Source organism: Liquorilactobacillus sucicola DSM 21376 = JCM 15457, assembly GCF_000612445.1.
GTDB lineage: Bacteria > Bacillota > Bacilli > Lactobacillales > Lactobacillaceae > Liquorilactobacillus > Liquorilactobacillus sucicola.
In genome coordinates this window covers 157,846-177,553 of the sequence record NZ_BALC01000003.1, presented here as the reverse complement: position 1 = coordinate 177,553, position 19,708 = coordinate 157,846, and the positions used below count along the sequence as shown (strand labels likewise).

Genomic DNA, 19,708 nt, shown 5'->3' with positions numbered 1-19,708 from the left:
GCTACGTCTTGTCACAGATCCTAATTGGAGCAAATTCTTAATTGCTTGAGTTTGACTCATCGTTAGTTCTTTATTGGAACAATTTAAAAAAGATTAGTGAAGAAATTCTTGATCGCTCGACCCATGATAACAAAAACATTGGCCTTTTTCACAGCTTGAGTATTAACTGCAGGAAGTTCTAACCTGCTGTCTCCATTTAAATATGCCAACTGCTGACCTTTTGTATTTAACTTTAAAGTACCGACAGTCCTGTTCTTAGCCAGAGGTGCTTCAAGCCCCCGTTTTTTGTATAACTTTTTATTTCCACTCAGTTTAGCCTGCAAGTCACTGGCAGAACTTCCTCTTTTCAGCCAGACGTCCGTTGAATTTTTTGTTGCCACTGGGGTCGTTAACTTCTTGCCATGATATACCGGCAGCTTAGATGCACCGTTAAACTTGGTCTGTGCCTTGATGGTCGTATAGGTATAGTTATTATAAACATACGACATCAGCTTCTGTGTTTGTTCAAAACGCGAAGTATCCGCATCATTATCATGTTTGGCACCTAGAACAATTGTAATAATCCGTTTTCCGTCTTTGTTGACAGTTCCTGCAAAATTAGCACCTGCACTGTCCGAAGTTCCTGTTTTCAGACCGTCTACTGGCAGATCGGAATATGATTTTGCCAGGCCTTTCAGCATCCAATTCCAGTTCTCCATCTCAGTTTCGCTAGTTCCATTATTGAACTTCATCCGTGCAATACTAGTCGTCTTTAAAACTTCAGGATAATCATGCAGCAACTTTTGTGAGATCAGTGCCATGTCTTTAGCCGATAATTTATTTTCTGCTTTCGCAGGTGCACCTGGGTATTTGCCAGAACCGATCTCGTCATTGCCAAGCCCTGAGGTGGTATAAAGTTCCGCATCCTTAATATTCCAACTTCTTAATAATTGCTTCATTTTATTCACGAAAGCTTGCTGTGATCCTGCGACCGCATTAGCTAAAGTCATAACAGCCCCGTTTGCTGAATAGATTAAACTAGCCTGGTACAATTGCCGGACGGTATATTTCGTATCCTTTTTCAGTGGAACATTCGACATCTTTGTGTCTTGACTTACTTGAAAAGAAGCGTCATCTACTGGCACTTTTTGATCCCATGATAATTTTCCCTCTTTAACTGCCTGCATTACTAAATAAATCGACAGCAGCTTAGTCATTGACGCCACTGGCAAAGTCTGATCACTGTTTTTGCTATAAATAATTTGCCCCGTTTTTGCATCAACCGCTATGGCAGCCTTAACATCCAGCTGCAGTGTTTTATCTGTCGAAACAGTATCAGCCTTGGCGCTTTCATTCAGCATAATCCCACTTGCAGCTGAAGCAAAGGTCGTCACGGCGATCATCAGACCTAACATCAGCTGCTTTGTTTTCTTAAAAATCAACATTTTTGTCTATCCCCTCATCTAATCAAGTCTACTCTAGAATAACCAAAAAAGACTAGCCTGACAACGACTAATCCTATTTTTTAATTATTTTGCTTTTTTTCTATTTTATAAATCTGTTTTACCGGAAGGTGTATGACAAAACTTGTCAATTCTTCATCTGATAGGGCATAAATATACCGTTGTGCCGCCCAATGATGCTCTGAGCAATCGCTAACCCTAAACCGCTGCCGCCTGTCTCCTTGGAACGCGAACTTTCAACTCTATAAAACCGGTCAAATAGCTGTTTCAACGCTTCTGCGGGGATTTTTGGACCATCATTGGATACTTCAACAACTATCTCTCTTTTGTTGGCATAGAAAACCTTCAAAAAGATGTGCTTACCGTCACTGCCATATTTCAGCGCATTCGACAGCAAGTTATTGAAGACCCGTGCTAATTTTTCAGCATCAGCATCCATCATGATGTGCTTCTCAGAAATTTCGGTAGTAATCTTCATTCCTTTTTTACTTGCTTCAAGTTCAAAACTAGCTGCTAATTGTTCTATCATCTGCCCAACATCAAGCTGTGTCAGATTCAATGGAGCATCAGTCTGCCGCACTTTCGTATACTCAAACAAGTCTTCCACTAAAACTTTCATTTCTTTAGCCTTTAAAAAAGCTGTATGTGTGTACTTCAAGACATCCTCGTACGAGTGATACTGTTTATCTTCAATCAATCCTAGGTAACCTATAATCGAAGTCAATGGTGTTCGAATATCATGGCTAACATTGGTAATAAGTTCGTCCTTTGAGCGTTCGATCTGCCGCTCTTCCTCCATTGACTTGATTGTACTATCGACCAAAGCATTGATACTCTGGACGACCCGCTGCATATCACCTTGGAGTTGGAAAGGAATCCGATGATCAAAGTGGCCCTCGGCAATATAGTGAAGTTCAGAAATGACATGATGCAGCTGCATCTGGCGATAACGTCTAAGCAGACGCCAGTATACTATGAAGACATCTGCAACCAGCATAATGCTGACAAACAAACCACCCCAGCTCCAAAATTGGATGTGATAGGGACCCGGTCCAAAAGAAAGAGACATTTTTATTTGGAAAATACCGTCTGCCAAAGCTGGATTCGACTTAATCATCTGATCAAGCAGTACATAGATCGATAAATTTAGCAATAACAGTAAAATAACCGTCACGATGCCTTCCCCGAACAATTCACTTTTTTCACGCGCGGTGAGTTTCACTTAAGAATCATCTCCGTTTCTGGGTTAATGTGCCTCAATCTTATAACCGACACCCCAGACAGTTTGAATAACTTTTTCACCATTAGTAGCTTCTTCAATCTTATCTCGCAAATGGCTAACATGAACCATCACTGTTTTAGCTGAGACAACAGATTCCTGTTGCCAAACACGTTCAAAGATATCATCTGCAGAAAAAACACGGTTAGGGTGGCTAGCAAGCAGATGTAAAATGCCAAACTCCAAGGCAGTTAGCTGGATCGACTTACCATCAACTGTTTCAACTTCATGCGAATCTTTTTTGATAATCAACGGTCCCACTTCGAGTACATCTGGAACATCATTGGTCACTGCATGCTGTGATCGCCGCAATAACGACTTGACCCGTGCCATTACTTCAAGTGGGTTGAACGGCTTGGTTACGTAGTCATCGGCCCCTTGAATAAGTCCTTGGATCTTGTCAAGATCACCCGTTTTAGCTGATAACATCAGCACTGGGATCTGTGAATCCTTTCTAACTTCCTTAATAACTTCAATCCCATCCATGTGCGGCATCATAATATCAAGTATCATAAGTGCAACATCGGGGTTGGTATTGAGTTTTGTTATTGCTTCTTTTCCGTCATATGCTTTCTCAACTTCATAGCCTTCGTTTTTAATGTAAATACTTAATAGCTCAACAATATCCTTATCATCATCAACAACTAGAATTTTCATATCTATTAGCTCCTTAGATTTACGTTTGCATTTTATGTGCTCTGTTTTCAACTTGTAAATTTCAGAAAAACAGCCTATCTTTTCCTTGTATTAGCACTTTATACTTTTAATTGTAACAAAATACAGTTTCATCGTATCTAAAGAATTGTTTAAAATCAAGCTAAGTAACCACTTCCACTCTTTCCTATGTTTAGTCATAGGCAGATTGTGAAGAACATTCGCCTTACCGCTTGGTCCGGAAGAGGCTGCGACATAGAGGTAGGTTAAAATTCAACTTTTGCCCCCGTCCTCTGATTTTAGTGTATTTTGTTTACTACCGCCGTTAGCACTATCCAGAGTCAAGCTTAATTCTGATTTTTAGTTTTTTTAATGCTGAAGTTCCTTCATATCGTTTGACCGTCTTTGTATGTTATTATTTAAAATGTTGAGAACAACATAAATCACAAATTAAAAGGTATTTTTAAAGTATCACATCAATTAGGAGGAATAATAATGAAACAAAACAATGTTCTTTATCAGCACGGAACGCTTGCGCTGCTAGTCCCTGGACTTCTAGCAGGAACCATCACAATGAAAGAACTCTTACAGCACGGTGATACAGGCATCGGAACTGGTGAAGGCTTGAACGGCGAGTTAATAATTCTAGACGGAGTGCCTTATCAAGCGGATAGTTTTGGAAACGTTCATGTTGTTAAAGATGATTTCACAATGCCCTTCGCCAATATTAACTTTGCAGCCTTCAAGTTTCTGACAACTCTTGAGAATGCTGGTCCGGAAGAATTCGCCGCGGCTGCTTTACGTGGAAAAACAAACGCCAATACTTTTTTTGCTGTTCGAGTCAAGGGCCGCTTCTCTTATGTCAGAACACGTGCCGTTGTTAAATCTGAACCGCCGTTTGACACACTTGAGGAAACGGCCAAGAAACAAAGTATTTTTGAAGCCCATGACGTTGAGGGGACACTTCTCAGCTACTACTCGCCTACGCTCTTCCATGGTGCCGCCGTTGCTGGTTTCCATAACCATTTTCTAACAAATGACCATTCAATGGGCGGACATGTGCTTGATTTTAAACTTGCCTCTGGCGAATTGGCTATCCAAACCTTCGATACATTAGAGCAGCACCTTCCCGTCAATAACAGCGAATTCATGGAACATGACTTTTCTCAAGACAATGTCGCTGATGTTATCTCTAAAGCTGAATAAAAACTACCTATATTAATGAAGACTGGAGAATTGCCGGTCAAAGTGTAGACTTTATTATTTTTCTATGCTTTGCGTGGCAACTTTATACTCCAGTCTTTTTTGTTTATGCATTATACATCAATTTTATACAACAGCACCCAAAAAATGTTTTTTACTTTTATTCATGCAAAAAGTGAATACAAGACTATATATGCATATAAATATTCATTTTAAAGTATTTTTATGATATTTTATTAAAAAACAGTTGAAAAAAATACTATAATATAATATAGTTGTAAACAACAAAATGAATTGTTATTCAATTTATACGGATGGAAGAGGGAGAAAAAATGAAAGTCGGGTTACTAGGGGCTACGGGATATAGCGGTGCAGTTCTATATTCCTTATTAAAACAACACCCTAAAGTTGCACATATTGATTTATATGGTCATAAAAAAGAGGCAAAAAGCACTGAATTTCTGGACACAACCATTCCTGCATATCTAAATGAACATGTGGAACTGCAGGAATTCGATCCTGCCGTGATTATAGACAAGGATGATATTCTGTTTTGCGCCACACCATCAGGAGTTACCAATAAATTAGCCCGACCTTTCATTGAAAAAAACTTTCCACTTATCGACCTTTCTGGAGATTTCCGATTCAAAGATCCGGCAGTATATTCAAAATGGTATAACAAACCAGCAGCGCCAGCTGAACAGTTGCAAAAAGCATGCTACGGCTTAGCAGAATTCAATAAGCTGACATCAAATTACATTGCTAACCCTGGCTGCTATGCTACAGCTTCATTGCTAGGACTTGCTCCGCTTGTTATCGACAAACTGATCGTTCCAGATACAATCGTCATCGATGCCAAATCTGGAGTTTCCGGAGCTGGGAAGAAGCCTAATGCAACCAACCATTATACCTTTATAAATGAGAATGCTTGGTTATACAAATTAAACAAACATCAGCATATCCCAGAAATCACTCAGCAATTACAAGCATGGGATGCAGACATTCCTGCAATTCAATTTACCACAACTTTGATTCCTGTAACTCGTGGTATTATGGCAACGATTTACGTTAAAGCAGCAACGGGAGTGACCTTGGATGGTCTGCGACGATCATTCCAACAGCATTATCAGAATAAAAAATTCGTTCGTGTTTTAGCAAATGGAGTGCCAAGCATCAAGGAAGTTACCGGTTCGAATTATTGTAATATCGGGTTCGACTACAACAAGGTTACCAATACGATCGTTGTCGTTTCGGTAATCGACAATTTAATGAAGGGTGCCGCGGGACAAGCTGTGCAGAACTTTAATAATTTATTTAATTTTCCTGAAGACGCAGGCCTGCCATCAATGCCGGTTTTCCCTTAAACAAAAGGAGAAACAACTATGAATGCAGAAAAAGAATATCATGAAATAGAATTTACTTGGCCACAAGGCTTTTATAGCGATGGAGTCAATACTGGCATGCGGCAAAATCGTCCTGATCTCGGTTGGATCTACTCAAAGATCCCCGCAGCGGCCGCAGGTGTCTACACTACCAATAAGGTTTGTGCCGCACCGACTACCCTTACTAAACAAATCGTTACACAAAACCACCAATTACAAGCTATCGTTATGAACAGTGTATTCGCCAACTCATGTACCGGCAAACAAGGCGAAAAAGATGTGGCAGTTGAACAACAGCTCGTGGCTGAAAAATTGCATATTGCTCCTTCTCTTGTCGGGGTTGCCTCGACTGGCTTGATTGGTTCATATCTTCCAATGGAAAAAATAACAGCAGGAATCAAGAAGTTGCAGGGAACAAAAAGCGACACTGTTACTGAAGCTGTTATGACAACTGATACCCGCTCAAAAAAGATCAGCGTTTCTTTCAAGCTTGGAAAACAGGAATGTGTCATGACTGGTTTTGCGAAAGGTTCAGGCATGATCCATCCCAATATGGCTACAATGCTCGCTTTCATCACAACCGATGCAGCTGTCAGCCCCGTTGTACTGCAAAACCTCATCAGTGAACTGGCTGATGAAACATTTAACCAGATCACAGTTGATGGAGATACTTCGACCAATGATATGGTAGTTGCTCTTGCAAACGGTGCAGCCCAAAACGAAATACTAACATCTTCGTCGCATTCTTTAACCATTTTCAAAGCAGCACTTCATCACGTGTTGGCATTTTTGGCGCAAAGCATTGCAGCTGATGGCGAAGGTGCCACCAAGTTGGTTGAGGTCAATGTTGCTGGTGCTGCATCAGTTCAAGACGGCAAAAAAATTGCAAAAGCTATCGTCGGCTCCAGTCTTGTTAAAGCTGCACTTTTTGGCAATGATCCGAATTGGGGACGCGTTATGAGCACAATCGGTACGACAGATGCCGCTTTTGATCCCCAAACAATAACTATTAAGCTTAACAACATTCTGGTTGTTAACCAAAGCCTAGCCGCTGAATTTGACAGAGATGCTGCGGCCGAGTCATTGAAGGGTTCAAAAGTCACTATTGATGTCGACCTGCATAACGGTATGTTCCACGGACAGGCATGGGGTTGTGACTTAACATACGGTTACGTCAAAATCAACGCTGCTTACCATAGCTAATCTCAAAAAACAGTTTGCTAATAACTTAGCGCAAGAGAGAAAGGATTACAGAATGAAAGATTTTATTGTTATCAAAATTGGTGGCAACACGATCAGTCAACTAACAACAGAATTTTATCAACAATTACGGACATGGTTGTCTGAAGGCAAGAAAATTCTACTCGTTCATGGTGGTGGCTCCAGCATTTCAAAGCTATCATTGCAGCTGAATCTGCCTGTTCGCAAACTTAATGGTATTCGTGTTTCCGATGAACAGACACTCGATGTTACACGGATGGTTTTACTTGGAAAAACACAACCGCTACTGCTGCAAGAACTGAGTGCACAGTCTATCCCAGCTATCGGCCTAAACGCGGCCGATGACAATCTTTTGGGCGGTGACTTTCTTGATAAAAAGACTTATGGTTACGTGGGAGAGATAAAGACCATTAATAAAGAATTACTTGACAAACTGCTGACAACACACATTGGGGTTATTGCTCCGCTTGCAGTGACTTCGACCAATCAATGGCTTAACGTCAACGCAGATACGGCAGCAGCCGATATTGCAAGTCTTCTTAATGCAACCGCACTTTATCTCATGACTGATGTGCCCGGTGTTTTGAATAACGGTAAAATCGTCCCCAAGCTTTCACGCGAAGTAGCCCATAATTTGCGAAATAAAAAAATTATTACAAATGGAATGCAGCCCAAAATAACAGCAGCTTTCCAAGCATTTCAAACAGGGGTCGAACATGTCTCGATCACCAATAAACTAACTACATCTGGAACACTTATCACCCAGGAAGGAGAAGATTAAAGATGAAACATATTTTCCCGACATATAAACGTTTCCCATTCGAAATAGTAAAAGGTAACGGGGTCACTTTAACTGATAACAACGGTCAGCAATACCTCGACCTTACCAGCGGTATTGGAGTGTGCAACCTTGGATACAACACTACCCCTATCAAAAACGCTGTTAAAGCACAATTGGATAAAGTATGGCATACATCTAACTTATATAATAGCGAGCTTCAAGAAAAAGCAGCTTCATTACTAGTTAAGGACGAGGATAAAGATGTCTACTTCTGTAATTCCGGAACTGAGGCCAACGAAGCAGCCTTAAAATTGGCACGTAAAGCAACCGGAAAAAGCTCTATTCTTGCATTCGACCATTCATTTCATGGTCGCAGCTATGGTTCACTTTCTATGACTGGCAACGAAAAGATCAAAGAAGGTTTCGGACCATTCGTGCCTGATATCAAATTTGCAGAGTACAATGCACCAGACGCACTTACACAAATAACACCTGAGCTCGCTGCTGTCATTCTAGAGGTAATTCAAGGTGAAGGCGGTGTAGTCAATGGCGATCCGGATTGGCTTGAAGCTGTCGCTGCAAAATGTAAAGAACAAAAGGTTCTCTTGATTATTGATGAGGTCCAGACTGGAATGGGACGAACCGGAAAATTATTTGCCTACCAGAATTACAACCTTGATCCCGATATTGTGACTTCAGCTAAGGGACTGGCTAATGGCATTCCCGTTGGCGCAATGATTGGAAAAACTGAGTTGGCGGCTGCCTTTGGGCCAGGAAGCCATGGAACAACTTTTGGCGGCAACCCACTTGCAATGGCCTCCGCAACAGCAGTTTTGAATATTCTAAACGATGATTTTCTGGAAGCTGTACAGCAAAAAGCCCTTTTCTTCTGGCACTATTTAGAGAAAGAAATTCAACCATTAGAACTAGTGAATGGTATTTCCGGCAAAGGTCTAATGGTCGGTATTCATCTAAAATCCGACATTGAAGTTGGCAAAGTAATCACTAGCTTGCACAAGCAAGGTATCTTAACACTCTCATCGCGGGATAATACTTTGCGTTTACTGCCTCCACTTATTATTACCGGCTCAGAATTGTTGCGTGCAGTCCATGTTATCAAGGAAACATTGGTTAACACAGTGATTGGTCAATAAAACTTTGGCAGTGTTCCGCAAGAACGTAAAAAAAAATGCATCTGCTGAATTTTATTTCAAAAAGCAGTGCGTCTTCACTCTTGCGAACCATAATTAACGTAAGACTGAGTTAACTTGAATGAGCTGTAAAAACATATTATTCACATCATACTGGAGGGTTCACAATGAATCATTTCTATGGCAAGTCTTTTCTAAAAGAAACCGACTTTTCGGCAGCTGAAATCAATTACCTAATTGATTTTGCTATTCACCTTAAGAGTCTAAAGCAGCAAAACATTCCGCACCAGTACCTTGCGGGAAAAAATATTGCATTATTGTTTGAAAAATCTTCAACGCGGACGCGTTCCGCCTTCACCGTTGCAGCAAATGACCTTGGTGCTCATCCTGAATTCCTCGGCAAAAACGATATTCAATTTGGTAATAAAGAATCGGTTGCTGATACCGCTAAAGTCTTGGGCGGCATGTTCGATGGAATCGAATTTCGCGGTTTCAAGCAAAAAACTGTCGCAGACCTCGCTGCATACAGTGGTGTCCCTGTTTGGAACGGTTTGACAGATGATTGGCATCCAACGCAAATGATAGCTGATTTTATGACCCTCAAAGAACACTTCGGCAGTCTAGAAGGCTTAACATTAACATATGTTGGCGACGGCCGTAATAATGTTGCCAACAGCCTTCTGGTTACCGGCGCTATCCTAGGAATTAACATTCATATTGGAGCCCCCAACGAACTCCAGCCCACCGCCTCTGTCCTTGAAATTGCACAGAATGCAGCTGCGAAAAGCGGTGCCCAAATACTGGTCACTGAAGATGTCACAGCCGCTGTCAAGAATGCTGATGCTCTCTACACTGATGTATGGGTTTCAATGGGCGAAGATGTTGATTACGATAAGCGAATCACACAATTGCTACCCTACCAGATCAATGAAGACCTCTTGGCACAAACAGGGAAAGAAGAAACAATTGTTCTTCATTGCCTGCCTGCTTTTCACGATACTCAAACAACGATTGGTGCTCAATTATTGAAATCACATCATCTTGATGCACTTGAGATAACAGATGATGTCTTTCAGAGTACAAAGTCCGTTGTATTTCAAGAAGCAGCCAACCGTATGCACGCCATCAAGTCAATTATGTCCGTCACATTAGGGAAACCTTTTATACCAGAAAGTATTTTTTAAAACAATAAAAAAATTGTTTTTGAATTTTAATATATGTTACTATGATCCTAGTTTAAGAGATAAGAAAAGGATCTGAGCATCATGCCAACACCACCTAAGTTTCTGGTTCTTCTAAACCGTTACTCAGTTACTGCATTTTTTACCATTATTGCTATCATCGACCTTTTTTTGAGCAGAGAACCACTGACAGCAAGATTTTTGTTTCTAGCATGGAATTTTGGAACCGCACTGCTTAACGAAAAACTGTTGTTTCACTTTTTCTACGCTTCCTCCAGTTCCTCCCGCTATGCAAAACTAAAGGCTGTTTTGTGTCTCTGGCAAGTAGTTCTTGCAGTGCTGGGCTTTTACTTAGTTCGCTTATAATAAACACAAAAAGACCTGATTTAATTAATATCAGATCTTTTTTGTGTTCATATTTTCATCTTTGGCTTTCCTTTTCAAAGAGCATGAACTGCACAACATTATCTTGCTATAGTTTCCGCTTCGTGTTTAGAATGCTGACTACTCCAAGAACTTTTTCCCATTTTCGCTAAGGTTCCTGATTCCATGTTCAACCAAAAAATCTTATTCTAATAAATTGAGCATAGAAGCATACTTTATCGCCCACATTCTCAGTCTGAAACCGCCTCTAAAATTTTAGAGATCGTAACACTTAGCTATCATTTAAAAAAATAAGCATGTTTACTCCAAAAAATGAGTTCTTCAGCTGTGTTCCCACATAAAAAATGTGTGAACAGCCAAGCCTGCTAACATGCTTTTGCTTCTGCCATGATCCACACCTAAACTAAAAAAAGCGACTATTGGACTATTGACACACCTCATTTTGTCAAAGTTCTTTCTTAATATTATTTATTATGGCTGGTAACACCGCTATTAAGCCGATAGTAAACAGGCAATGCCACTAATGCCCCAACGATACCTTGGAATAGATTAGTTGGAACACCCACTAAACCGGTCTGCAACGTGTATAGAATAGAATCTGCTACCAAGTACCCCCCGACCATTACAAGAATCCCTACAAAGGCTGACAGTAAGAACGAGGATTTCCCCCTATCCGCACCAAGCAAGCCAGCCAAGTAGCCTTCCAACCCGTGAATAATCAAAGAAAACAACATGTACTGCGGGTACCCAGCCAGCAGATCCAGTAAAAATCCGCTCAATCCGCCAACGATTGCTCCTTCACGTTTTCCAAATAACAATGCAGCAATAAAAATCCCCGCATCACATAAATTTATATAGCCGTGCGTCATTGGTATTGGTATTAAAAATACTCTTGCGATAACAACATTTACAGCAATTAGAACAGCTACTACTGTCAAACGTTTCAAAGAAAAAGAATTATTTTTTTGCTCCATATCAGTACATGTCCCCCTTTACAACCTCAGTGTTTAAGAATGATAAATTACAGCATTTTTTAATTTTCTCATCAATTATTAATCAACATTATACCACTTACTGCTGCATATTCTAGTCTAATCTGTATTTTTTTGAGCCAATTCACGCATGATTCCACTTATGTCAATTCCAGCACGTCGTTCGATATTGGCATCAGCTGTGTCTTTCAGGGCTTGATAAGTCAAAAGGGTTGCTTCACTAACAGACTCTGAGAACGGTCGACCTTTCCAAAGAAAAGCTGTCAACAAAGCCGCGAAAACGTCACCACTTCCATAAAAATGACCGTGTAGCCGCGGAAACATACTTCTCCTTACACAACCATTCTCATCGCGCCAAATACAACCAATTTTTCCTGCTTGCTCAACCCCTGTGATGACTGCCCTTCCATGGTGCTGCATCATCTTCTCTAAACGCTCTAATAATTCACACTCACTAAAGGCCTGCTGCTGATCCCCTTCACTTTCTATTCTTCCGGCTGTTAAGAGAAGAGCTTCAGTGTAATTTGGAGTAATAATGTGAGCCTGTTGAATCAACTGACACATAATCTCTAACTGTGTCGCCGCCAAATTTGGATATAACTTCCCACCATCTGCGAAAACAGGGTCAATAAAAACAAACGGCAACTTATTTTTCGTCAAAAATGTAACTAATCTTTTTCCAACCTGCAAATCTCCAATGTATCCAATCAGAGCACCATCAATCTTAAGCTTTTGCTGATTCCAATGCTGTAAAACACGTGGCACCCACTGTGCTACTGGTAAACTAATAGGCTGACCATAGCCTTCACTTTGAGTTGATAAAATACTGGTCGGCAACAATGCTGGTGTGATGCCTTGCAGCACTAACAGTGGTAACGCGACCGTTGTCGACAGACTTCCAATAGCCGATATATCCTCTGCAAGCAGCAACCGCCCCCTTTTTTTCATGCCTTTCACTATTGCACCACCCTTCGTTTTACCTAATTGCCCTTCAATAACCCGAATAACCTATACAAAAAAGCGAGAACCGAAAATCACTCTAGTTCTGCCACTTTTCTCGCATTATTCAAAAATTCTTCGATTCGTTTGTTGTATAACTTCGTTGCTATCAGCTACGGTAATTTGACAATAACCCCCAACCGCCGATACCAAGTGCAATAACAATTCCAATTGCCAAAAGTATTTTGCCTGTTTCATTTGTTTTTTTATTTTCTTTGTTTGCTTTTTCTTTTACTGCTGCCTTGTTGTCAGTATTTTCAGAGCTGCTTTTCTGAGCTTGGCCTGAAGACTTTGCATTTTCCCCAGTTTTCTGTTTGTCCGGCGCAGTCTGTTGGGTTTCTATTGAAGAACTGTGCACTAGTTCGCTTTCCTCTGTGCTCTTCTTCGAAGGATTCGCATTCGGTGCCAGACTCTTTCTCTCACTTATTTGTGCAAGTGTAGGAATCTTTCTTGCATCTAAATCTAGGTTGAAACCGCCTTGATAATGGTAATTGCTACTATCTATATCTGCTCTAAGTACTCCGTATATTTTTTGATGGATATCTTGCGTAATGAATGAAAATGTATAATAATCCTGCTGCCCTAGCGTTTTTTTCTCAACTTTCGGCAGCAATCCATTGATTCTCAGTATTTGAAAAGGAAATGAACCGAGATCATGATTAGTGACGATACTGATTGTAACTCTATAATGTTCATTCTCTTCTATACTGACAGTTGCTGGTTTATTGAAATACACATCAAGTTCTGCTTTTTTATTACTGATTGGTTGTCTAATCGTGTAATCTGCGTGATATGTAGTTGTCGCCGCCGCTGCCGTTACGTGAAAAAAAGCTAGCCAGATTACCGCAGCTACTAGTATTTCCGCCAAAATAATTCTTCTCATATGACCTCCACAAACATTTTTTTGTCGTTATTTATTCATTTTCACCTGCTGATTCAGCTCATACGCGAGCATCGTTTCACGGCTGGTGTAACTATCATGCACGCCCATGAAGTAGCACCCGACGCTGCCAAAAGCTACAAAGGCGAAATCTATTGGGTACGGCAGTAAACCACTGCCGCCAAACTGTTTACTACCTATCAAGACATCATCGTTAACCATACCATTTCACAAAAGAGCCAGCGTGTCCCGCGAAGACTCAAAACGAGTTTCTTCCTGTTTGATGATTGCCGCAACTCATAAAAAGTATAAAAAACCAGTCCAAGTGCAATTACACCAAAAACTTCAATAGTTGTCGGCCACTTTGCCCAGTAAATTGCTAAGCTAGCTAATGTATATGCCACAGGAGCTAAAAATACTGCTCCATGCAAGCGAAATGGTCTCTTAAGGTTAATTCCACGCTTCCGAAAGGACATCAGAGTGACCGGTCCAGTCAAATATGCAATCAAGGTAGAAGTTGAAATAACATTTGACAGTGTTCCCCAATTACGAAAAGCCGCAACCATCAAAACTCCCAAAAACAAATTGACCACCATTGCTCTTCGTGGCGTTTTATATTTCTGATTCAGTTGCCCTAGTTTTGTCGGTAAATGCCTAGTTTGTGTCATTGCAGCCAAAGCTCGCGAAGTAGTTGCAACAAACGAAACGCCAGTTCCAAATGGTGAAATAAAAGCATCTAGATACAATAAATTAGCCAGCCACGATAGATTGAGCAGAATTGCTATATCGGCAAAAGGAGACTGGAAACTGATCCCTTGCCAGCCAGCAGTTTCAAGTCTTTGCGCCGGGACAGCACCAATAAAAGCAACCTGCAAAAATGTATAAATCACCATGCTAATTCCAAATGCAATCACAATTCCCCAGAAAATATTTTTCTCTGGTTTCTCGATCTCGTTTCCCATATTAATCGTTGTCTGAAAAGCATTGTATGAAAAAATGATTCCCGCCGAAGTTGTGGCTGTAAAAAGTGCTGCGCTTCCATAAGGCATAAAACCTGCCGCCGTATGAAAATTAGTGGAATGAAAACCTGACATCAAAAGAATAATAATCGTCAGCAGTGGAATAATGATTTTAAAAATAGAAATCAGACTAGTAAAACTCGTTAAAAGACGTATTGACCAAAAATTCAATAATGTAAATGCAAGCATAAATAAAAAAACAACGGTTAAGCCTAGATTTGTAATATCACCCTTTTCAATGAACACTCGTGTCCAATTAGCCCAAGCCCACGGCCATGAACTCATATATTGAACTGCAGCAACTGCCTCAATCGGAATAATAGTTAACAGTGAGATCCAGTTCGCCCAACCAGCAACAAAGCCCAACAAAGGGCCATGAGAAAATGATGCATATTGGCTCATTCCTCCGCTAGTTGGAAACATCGTCCCTAATTCAATATAGTTCAGGGCGATAACACCAATTATTATGCCGCCCAATATCCAAGAGAGAATTGCTGCGGGTCCGGCAATATGTGCGGCCATTCCCGAGCCAAACAGCCACCCCGAACCAATAATTGCGCTCAAGGTCAGCATCACGATCGAAAACAAACTCATCTTACGCGGCATTCTTTTCTCCCCTTTATTTAAAATTCAATGGTTAATTATACCACAGTAAATAAAGATATACCGCCACCTGCTGCGATCAATTAGTAGTCATTTTTTTAGACTGGTTCTTATCTCTTTTTTGAAATCAAATTTCTGTCAACAATGCAGCAGTATTAATTTTAGTCGCAAATAATCTAGCTCATTTTCTTTTTACCGATATGCAAAGCCCCTGCACCAAAAGTAAAAAGGGAATATTTGACACTTTCCATTCCAGCTGCTGCAAACATTTCAGCTAGTTTTTGCACTGAAACAAAAGACTTCGTCGTTTTTTGCAGATAGTCGTAGTCTTGGTAACGGCTACCAGTCATTTTAGCCATCAGCGGTACTACATGAAAATACCCTTCCCAGCCTAAACGGATAAGCGGTTGTTGCGGCTGCGATGTTTCTAAGCACGCAACTTTTCCACCCGGTCTAATTACTCGCACCATTTCGCGTAAGACCTGATCTGCATCGGGAACATTGCGCAATCCAAAACCAATCGTCGTAATATCAAAATGGTCGTCTTCAAAGGGAAGATGCATTGAATCACCTTCTATAAGAGTTACTCGGTCATTCAAATGAGCCGTTTTCACCTTTTCTTTAGCTAACTTCAACATCTCAGCACTTAAGTCAAGTGCCACTACATGTCCGCTTGGACCAACTCTTCGTGCTAAATCCAGAGTCAGATCTCCTGTTCCACAACACAAATCTAGTGCAAAATCTCCCTTTTTCACATTTAATTTTTCCATTGTTTTAGCACGCCAACGTCGATGCAACCCTAAAGTTATCAGGTTATTCATCTTATCATATTTTGGTGCGACCCTATCAAATAGTGAATGTACCTGTTTTTGGGGTGTGTTATTTGTTTGTACCATCTAAAAGACTCCTTTGCAGCATGTGCTGTATCTTTCTCTTTAAAAACATGTTACCACATCCCGTTTCACTCGCGAAAAATATCGTTGTTCAAATTGAAGGCTATAAAAAACCAGCTCAGCACAACTGCGCCGAACTGGTCCTTGATTCATGTAAATCAATTATTATTTACTGTAATTAGGTGATTCTTTTGTAATTTGAACATCATGCGGATGAGATTCAAGCAAACCTGCATTAGAGATTTGAACAAACTGTGCATCATCCTGCAATTCTTTAAGATGTCCAGCACCTACATAGCCCATTCCGGCACGCAGGCCTCCAACTAGCTGATAAACCATATCTGAAAGACTGCCTTTATATGCAACACGGCCTTCAATTCCTTCAGGCACAAGTTTGTTAGCCTCATTCACTCCACTCTGGAAGTAACGGTCAGATGAGCCATGTTTACTGTCCATAGCCCCTAAGCTGCCCATACCGCGGTAGGTCTTGAAACGACGTCCTTGATAGATCTCTGTTTCACCAGGTGCCTCATCAGTACCGGCAAGCATCCCACCAAGCATTACGGCATTTCCGCCTGCTGCCAAGGCCTTAACGATATCACCAGAGTACTTGATTCCTCCATCAGCAATAATGGTCTTACCATATTCACGTGCCACACTCGCAGCATCATAAATAGCTGTCAATTGCGGTACACCAACACCAGCAACGATACGTGTCGTACAAATCGATCCCGGTCCAATACCAACCTTGACGATATCCACACCAACATCGTAAAGTGCTTTCGTTGCCGCAGCAGTTGCCACATTACCAGCAATCAAAGTAGCTTCTGGGAACTTCTGCCGAATTTCTTTGATCTTGCGGATAACACCCGCAGAGTGCCCATGAGCTGTATCAATAACAATGGCATCTACTCCGGCATCCAATAATGCTCGTGCACGGTCGAAGGTATCACTTGTTACACCAACTGCGGCAGCCACCAGCAAACGTCCATGTTCATCTTTGGCAGCATTAGGAAATTCTACAACCTTTTCAATGTCTTTAATCGTTATCAGACCCGTTAACCTGCCATCCTTATCAACCATTGGCAGTTTTTCTATCTTATGTTTCTGCAGAATAGCTTCGGCAGTTTTCAACGAAGTGCCTTCCGGCGCAGTAACAAGATTTTCTTTAGTCATTACTGTATCAATAGCCACAGTAAGATCGTTAACAAATCGCAGGTCACGATTCGTAATGATGCCGACAAACTTACGATTTTGCAATGTATCAACAATTGGGACACCGCTGATGCGGTACTTCTTCATTAGGCCTTCTGCTTCAGCTACGGAGTTGCCAGGTGTCAAAAAGAAGGGATCGATAATAACTCCACTTTCAGAACGTTTAACTTTGCGAACCTCATCCGCTTGACGTTCAATTGTCATATTCTTATGGATAACACCTAAGCCGCCCTGACGAGCCATTGCGATTGCCATCGCAGACTCTGTAACAGTATCCATTCCAGCACTAATGATCGGGATATTCAATCTGATATTCTTAGCAAGTTGCACAGTTAAATCAACATCATTCGGTAAAACATGCTTTCCGCCGGTATTAGTAGAACATCGTCAAAAGTAAATCCTTTTTTCGCAAATTTAGTATCCCAATTGGACATTACGATAGCGCTCCTTTTAATATTTTATTTTCTAACTTAACCAATTTTATCAATAAAAGCAAGTATTCTCATCTATTTTTCAGAAAAACAGCTAGAAAAAAGCAAAAAAATATTTTCTGTTTGATCAGAAGACATAATATAGTTGTTTTTATTCTTCTTTTTTCACAAAAGTGATTAATTTAAAATTACGTATTGACTTAAAGTATTAATAATGTTTTAATTATTCCAAGAATTATCAACAGGAAAGGAATAACGACCTTGGAAAATAACCGGACTTTTAACACAAGTTCATATTATTATGGCTTTGCTTACTTTATGTAGGCGTCCGTACTTTAAGATGCGGGCGTTGATCACACGTTCGTGTCTAAAGTTGCAAGGTTGTTTTGCTTTGCCAGTTAGACACTCAATAAAAGTCTAGCTGGTCGCATAGGTTCTTTGTTTCCTTAATTAATGACTATCAAACCAGCTAGATTTAAAATCTAGCTGGTTTTTGTTTTTTATTAAGGAGGAACTTTAATGAATTTACACATGCGACAACGGCTCTCACTGAGCCTTTATCTAAATTACTTCGTCCATGGAATCGGCTTAATCATCTTAGCACAAAACATGGAATCTTTAGGCAAGTTGTGGCAGACCCCACTGGCGACTGTCTCTTATGTCATATCCGGTGTAGGAATCGGGCGTCTTATCGCTTATTTGATTTTAGGCGCTTTGTCCGATCGCTATGGCCGTAAAAATTTTATCTTCTTAGGAATGGGCTGCTACTGTATCTTCTTTCTTGGAATGCTGGTTGCTCCCAACATTCAAGTAGCTTATTTACTAGCAATTGTAGCTGGTATTGCAAACTCAGCTCTTGATTCAGGCACATATACAACCTTCGTTGAATTAGGCGGAAGTGAAAGTGCCTCAAACGTCCTGATAAAAGCTTTTATGTCGTTAGGTGAATTCATCCTGCCTCTTCTTGTCGCTTCACTGGAAAATAACAGCTTGTGGTTTGGCTGGTCTTTCATCTTCGCAGCTCTCGTTTTGATTATCAACTTCTTCCTATTGCTGCCGTTGAAGTTTCCCAAGGCAAATCAAACTCAGTCAGCTATGCTTGGGACTTGGAAAGGACTCAGTAAAGCTAAAAAAATCATAATAACTGTTGCGCTCGCACTTTATGGCTACACCTCAATGGCTCTAATGATCCTCTTCACACAATGGATAACAATGTATGCAACTGAGGTCCTGCATATGGGCAATATTGCTTCGCATTTTCTACTTTCGCTTTACAGCATAGGTTCGATCAGCGGTGTTTTGATTATGTTCTGGCTGCTGCATAAGCACTTTTCAGAACTAACACTGCTGGTTTACCTGAATGCAGCTGCACTTATTTCGCTAGCCATTATTTGTTTTATACATATAACATGGTTAACACATCTTGCAGCTTTCATCTTTGGCCTAACAGCCGCCAGCGGTATCATGCAAGTTGGGCTTAACACTTTCTTGAAACTTTATCCTCGAACGAAAGGATTAATTACAGGTATTTTCTTCACTTTTGGAAGTTTCGCCTCTTTCACCATTCCAGTTGTTACAGGATGGCTTTCACAAAAAAGCGTTGCTGCAGCTTTGGAATTCGACTTGCTGATCGGCAGTGCCAGCCTGATTCTCGTCGTGATCGTCCGTATTGCTCTAGGTCACCAAAAGACTCTTGCAAGCTCCAGGAGAACTGTTTCACTTCTAGACAAAATAATCGTTCGGTTGCTAGTTCGCCGCTTTAAAGCAGTGAAGACGATCGGCCTTCTCAAAGAGGAAGTAAAGGTCCCTGTGCTCGATAGCAAACGTGAAGAAAAAGTAAAAGCTAATGTTGCTGCAAACTGTTCTGACCAAAAGATAGTTCCTTATCTGCAGGAAATCTATGGCACCATAATGGCCTCTTCACGCAAGTATCAAGAAGATAAACGGCAAAATAATGACTAGACAAAAATTACAAGTTTAATCCAATGGAGGTAGAAT

General features: G+C 40.7%; 13 protein-coding genes and 3 pseudogenes. 7 read left to right on the top strand and 9 right to left on the bottom strand.

Annotated features, from left to right (window positions below):
- Window positions 1-83: 83 nt before the first annotated feature.
- The 3 genes and pseudogenes from JCM15457_RS06270 to croR form a co-directional block, all read right to left on the bottom strand.
- Entirely contained in the window at window positions 84-1,424 is a 1,341-nt protein-coding gene (locus JCM15457_RS06270; RefSeq protein ID WP_034988494.1) for a serine hydrolase, read from the bottom strand.
- An 80-nt stretch (window positions 1,425-1,504) separates the two neighbouring features.
- Window positions 1,505-2,664: pseudogene (locus JCM15457_RS06265) on the bottom strand (sensor histidine kinase).
- A 24-nt stretch (window positions 2,665-2,688) separates the two neighbouring features.
- Window positions 2,689-3,378 (bottom strand): response regulator transcription factor CroR, encoded by a 690-nt coding sequence (gene croR, locus JCM15457_RS06260; RefSeq protein ID WP_034988493.1) that lies wholly within the window; start codon window positions 3,376-3,378, stop codon window positions 2,689-2,691.
- A 492-nt stretch (window positions 3,379-3,870) separates the two neighbouring features.
- On the opposite strand from croR, the gene budA reads away from it, so the two are divergent.
- The 6 genes from budA (at window position 3,871) to argF (ending at window position 10,297) form a co-directional block, all read left to right on the top strand.
- Window positions 3,871-4,581: an acetolactate decarboxylase gene (budA, locus tag JCM15457_RS06255; protein WP_034988492.1), complete on the top strand. Its 711-nt coding sequence runs from the start codon at window positions 3,871-3,873 to the stop codon at window positions 4,579-4,581.
- A gap of 329 nt (window positions 4,582-4,910) precedes the next feature.
- Window positions 4,911-5,942: an N-acetyl-gamma-glutamyl-phosphate reductase gene (gene argC, locus JCM15457_RS06250; RefSeq protein WP_034988491.1), complete on the top strand. Its 1,032-nt coding sequence runs from the start codon at window positions 4,911-4,913 to the stop codon at window positions 5,940-5,942.
- A gap of 18 nt (window positions 5,943-5,960) precedes the next feature.
- A complete protein-coding gene (argJ, locus tag JCM15457_RS06245; protein WP_034988490.1) occupies window positions 5,961-7,163 on the top strand; it encodes a bifunctional glutamate N-acetyltransferase/amino-acid acetyltransferase ArgJ in 1,203 nt (400 codons plus the stop codon).
- 52 nt (window positions 7,164-7,215) lie between these two features.
- On the top strand, window positions 7,216-7,962 hold the full coding sequence (gene argB / locus JCM15457_RS06240; protein ID WP_034988489.1) for an acetylglutamate kinase: 747 nt from the start codon (window positions 7,216-7,218) through the stop codon (window positions 7,960-7,962).
- Between the two features lie 2 nt (window positions 7,963-7,964).
- Window positions 7,965-9,116 carry an acetylornithine transaminase gene (gene argD, locus JCM15457_RS06235; protein WP_034988488.1) on the top strand — a complete coding sequence of 384 codons (1,152 nt, stop codon included), beginning with the start codon at window positions 7,965-7,967 and terminating at the stop codon, window positions 9,114-9,116.
- Window positions 9,117-9,280: 164 nt separating this feature from the next.
- Window positions 9,281-10,297 (top strand): ornithine carbamoyltransferase, encoded by a 1,017-nt coding sequence (gene argF / locus JCM15457_RS06230; RefSeq protein ID WP_034988487.1) that lies wholly within the window; start codon window positions 9,281-9,283, stop codon window positions 10,295-10,297.
- Between the two features lie 845 nt (window positions 10,298-11,142).
- Here argF and JCM15457_RS06220 read toward each other — a convergent pair.
- The 6 genes and pseudogenes from JCM15457_RS06220 to guaB form a co-directional block, all read right to left on the bottom strand.
- Window positions 11,143-11,652, bottom strand: a complete 510-nt coding sequence (locus tag JCM15457_RS06220) for an ECF transporter S component (RefSeq protein WP_034988485.1) — start codon at window positions 11,650-11,652, stop codon at window positions 11,143-11,145.
- Window positions 11,653-11,769: 117 nt separating this feature from the next.
- On the bottom strand, window positions 11,770-12,618 hold the full coding sequence (locus JCM15457_RS06215) for a PfkB family carbohydrate kinase (RefSeq protein ID WP_034988787.1): 849 nt from the start codon (window positions 12,616-12,618) through the stop codon (window positions 11,770-11,772).
- A gap of 160 nt (window positions 12,619-12,778) precedes the next feature.
- Window positions 12,779-13,552 carry a hypothetical protein gene (locus JCM15457_RS06210; RefSeq protein WP_034988484.1) on the bottom strand — a complete coding sequence of 258 codons (774 nt, stop codon included), beginning with the start codon at window positions 13,550-13,552 and terminating at the stop codon, window positions 12,779-12,781.
- 27 nt (window positions 13,553-13,579) lie between these two features.
- Window positions 13,580-15,174, bottom strand: a pseudogene (locus JCM15457_RS06205) (APC family permease).
- Between the two features lie 173 nt (window positions 15,175-15,347).
- Window positions 15,348-16,067, bottom strand: coding sequence for a demethylmenaquinone methyltransferase (locus tag JCM15457_RS06200; protein ID WP_034988483.1), 720 nt, complete (start codon window positions 16,065-16,067; stop codon window positions 15,348-15,350).
- Window positions 16,068-16,229: 162 nt separating this feature from the next.
- Window positions 16,230-17,713: pseudogene (gene guaB / locus JCM15457_RS06195) on the bottom strand (IMP dehydrogenase).
- Window positions 17,714-18,241: 528 nt separating this feature from the next.
- Between guaB and JCM15457_RS06190 the strand changes: the two are divergent.
- On the top strand, window positions 18,242-19,672 hold the full coding sequence (locus tag JCM15457_RS06190) for an MFS transporter (protein ID WP_081778221.1): 1,431 nt from the start codon (window positions 18,242-18,244) through the stop codon (window positions 19,670-19,672).
- Window positions 19,673-19,708: the final 36 nt, after the last annotated feature.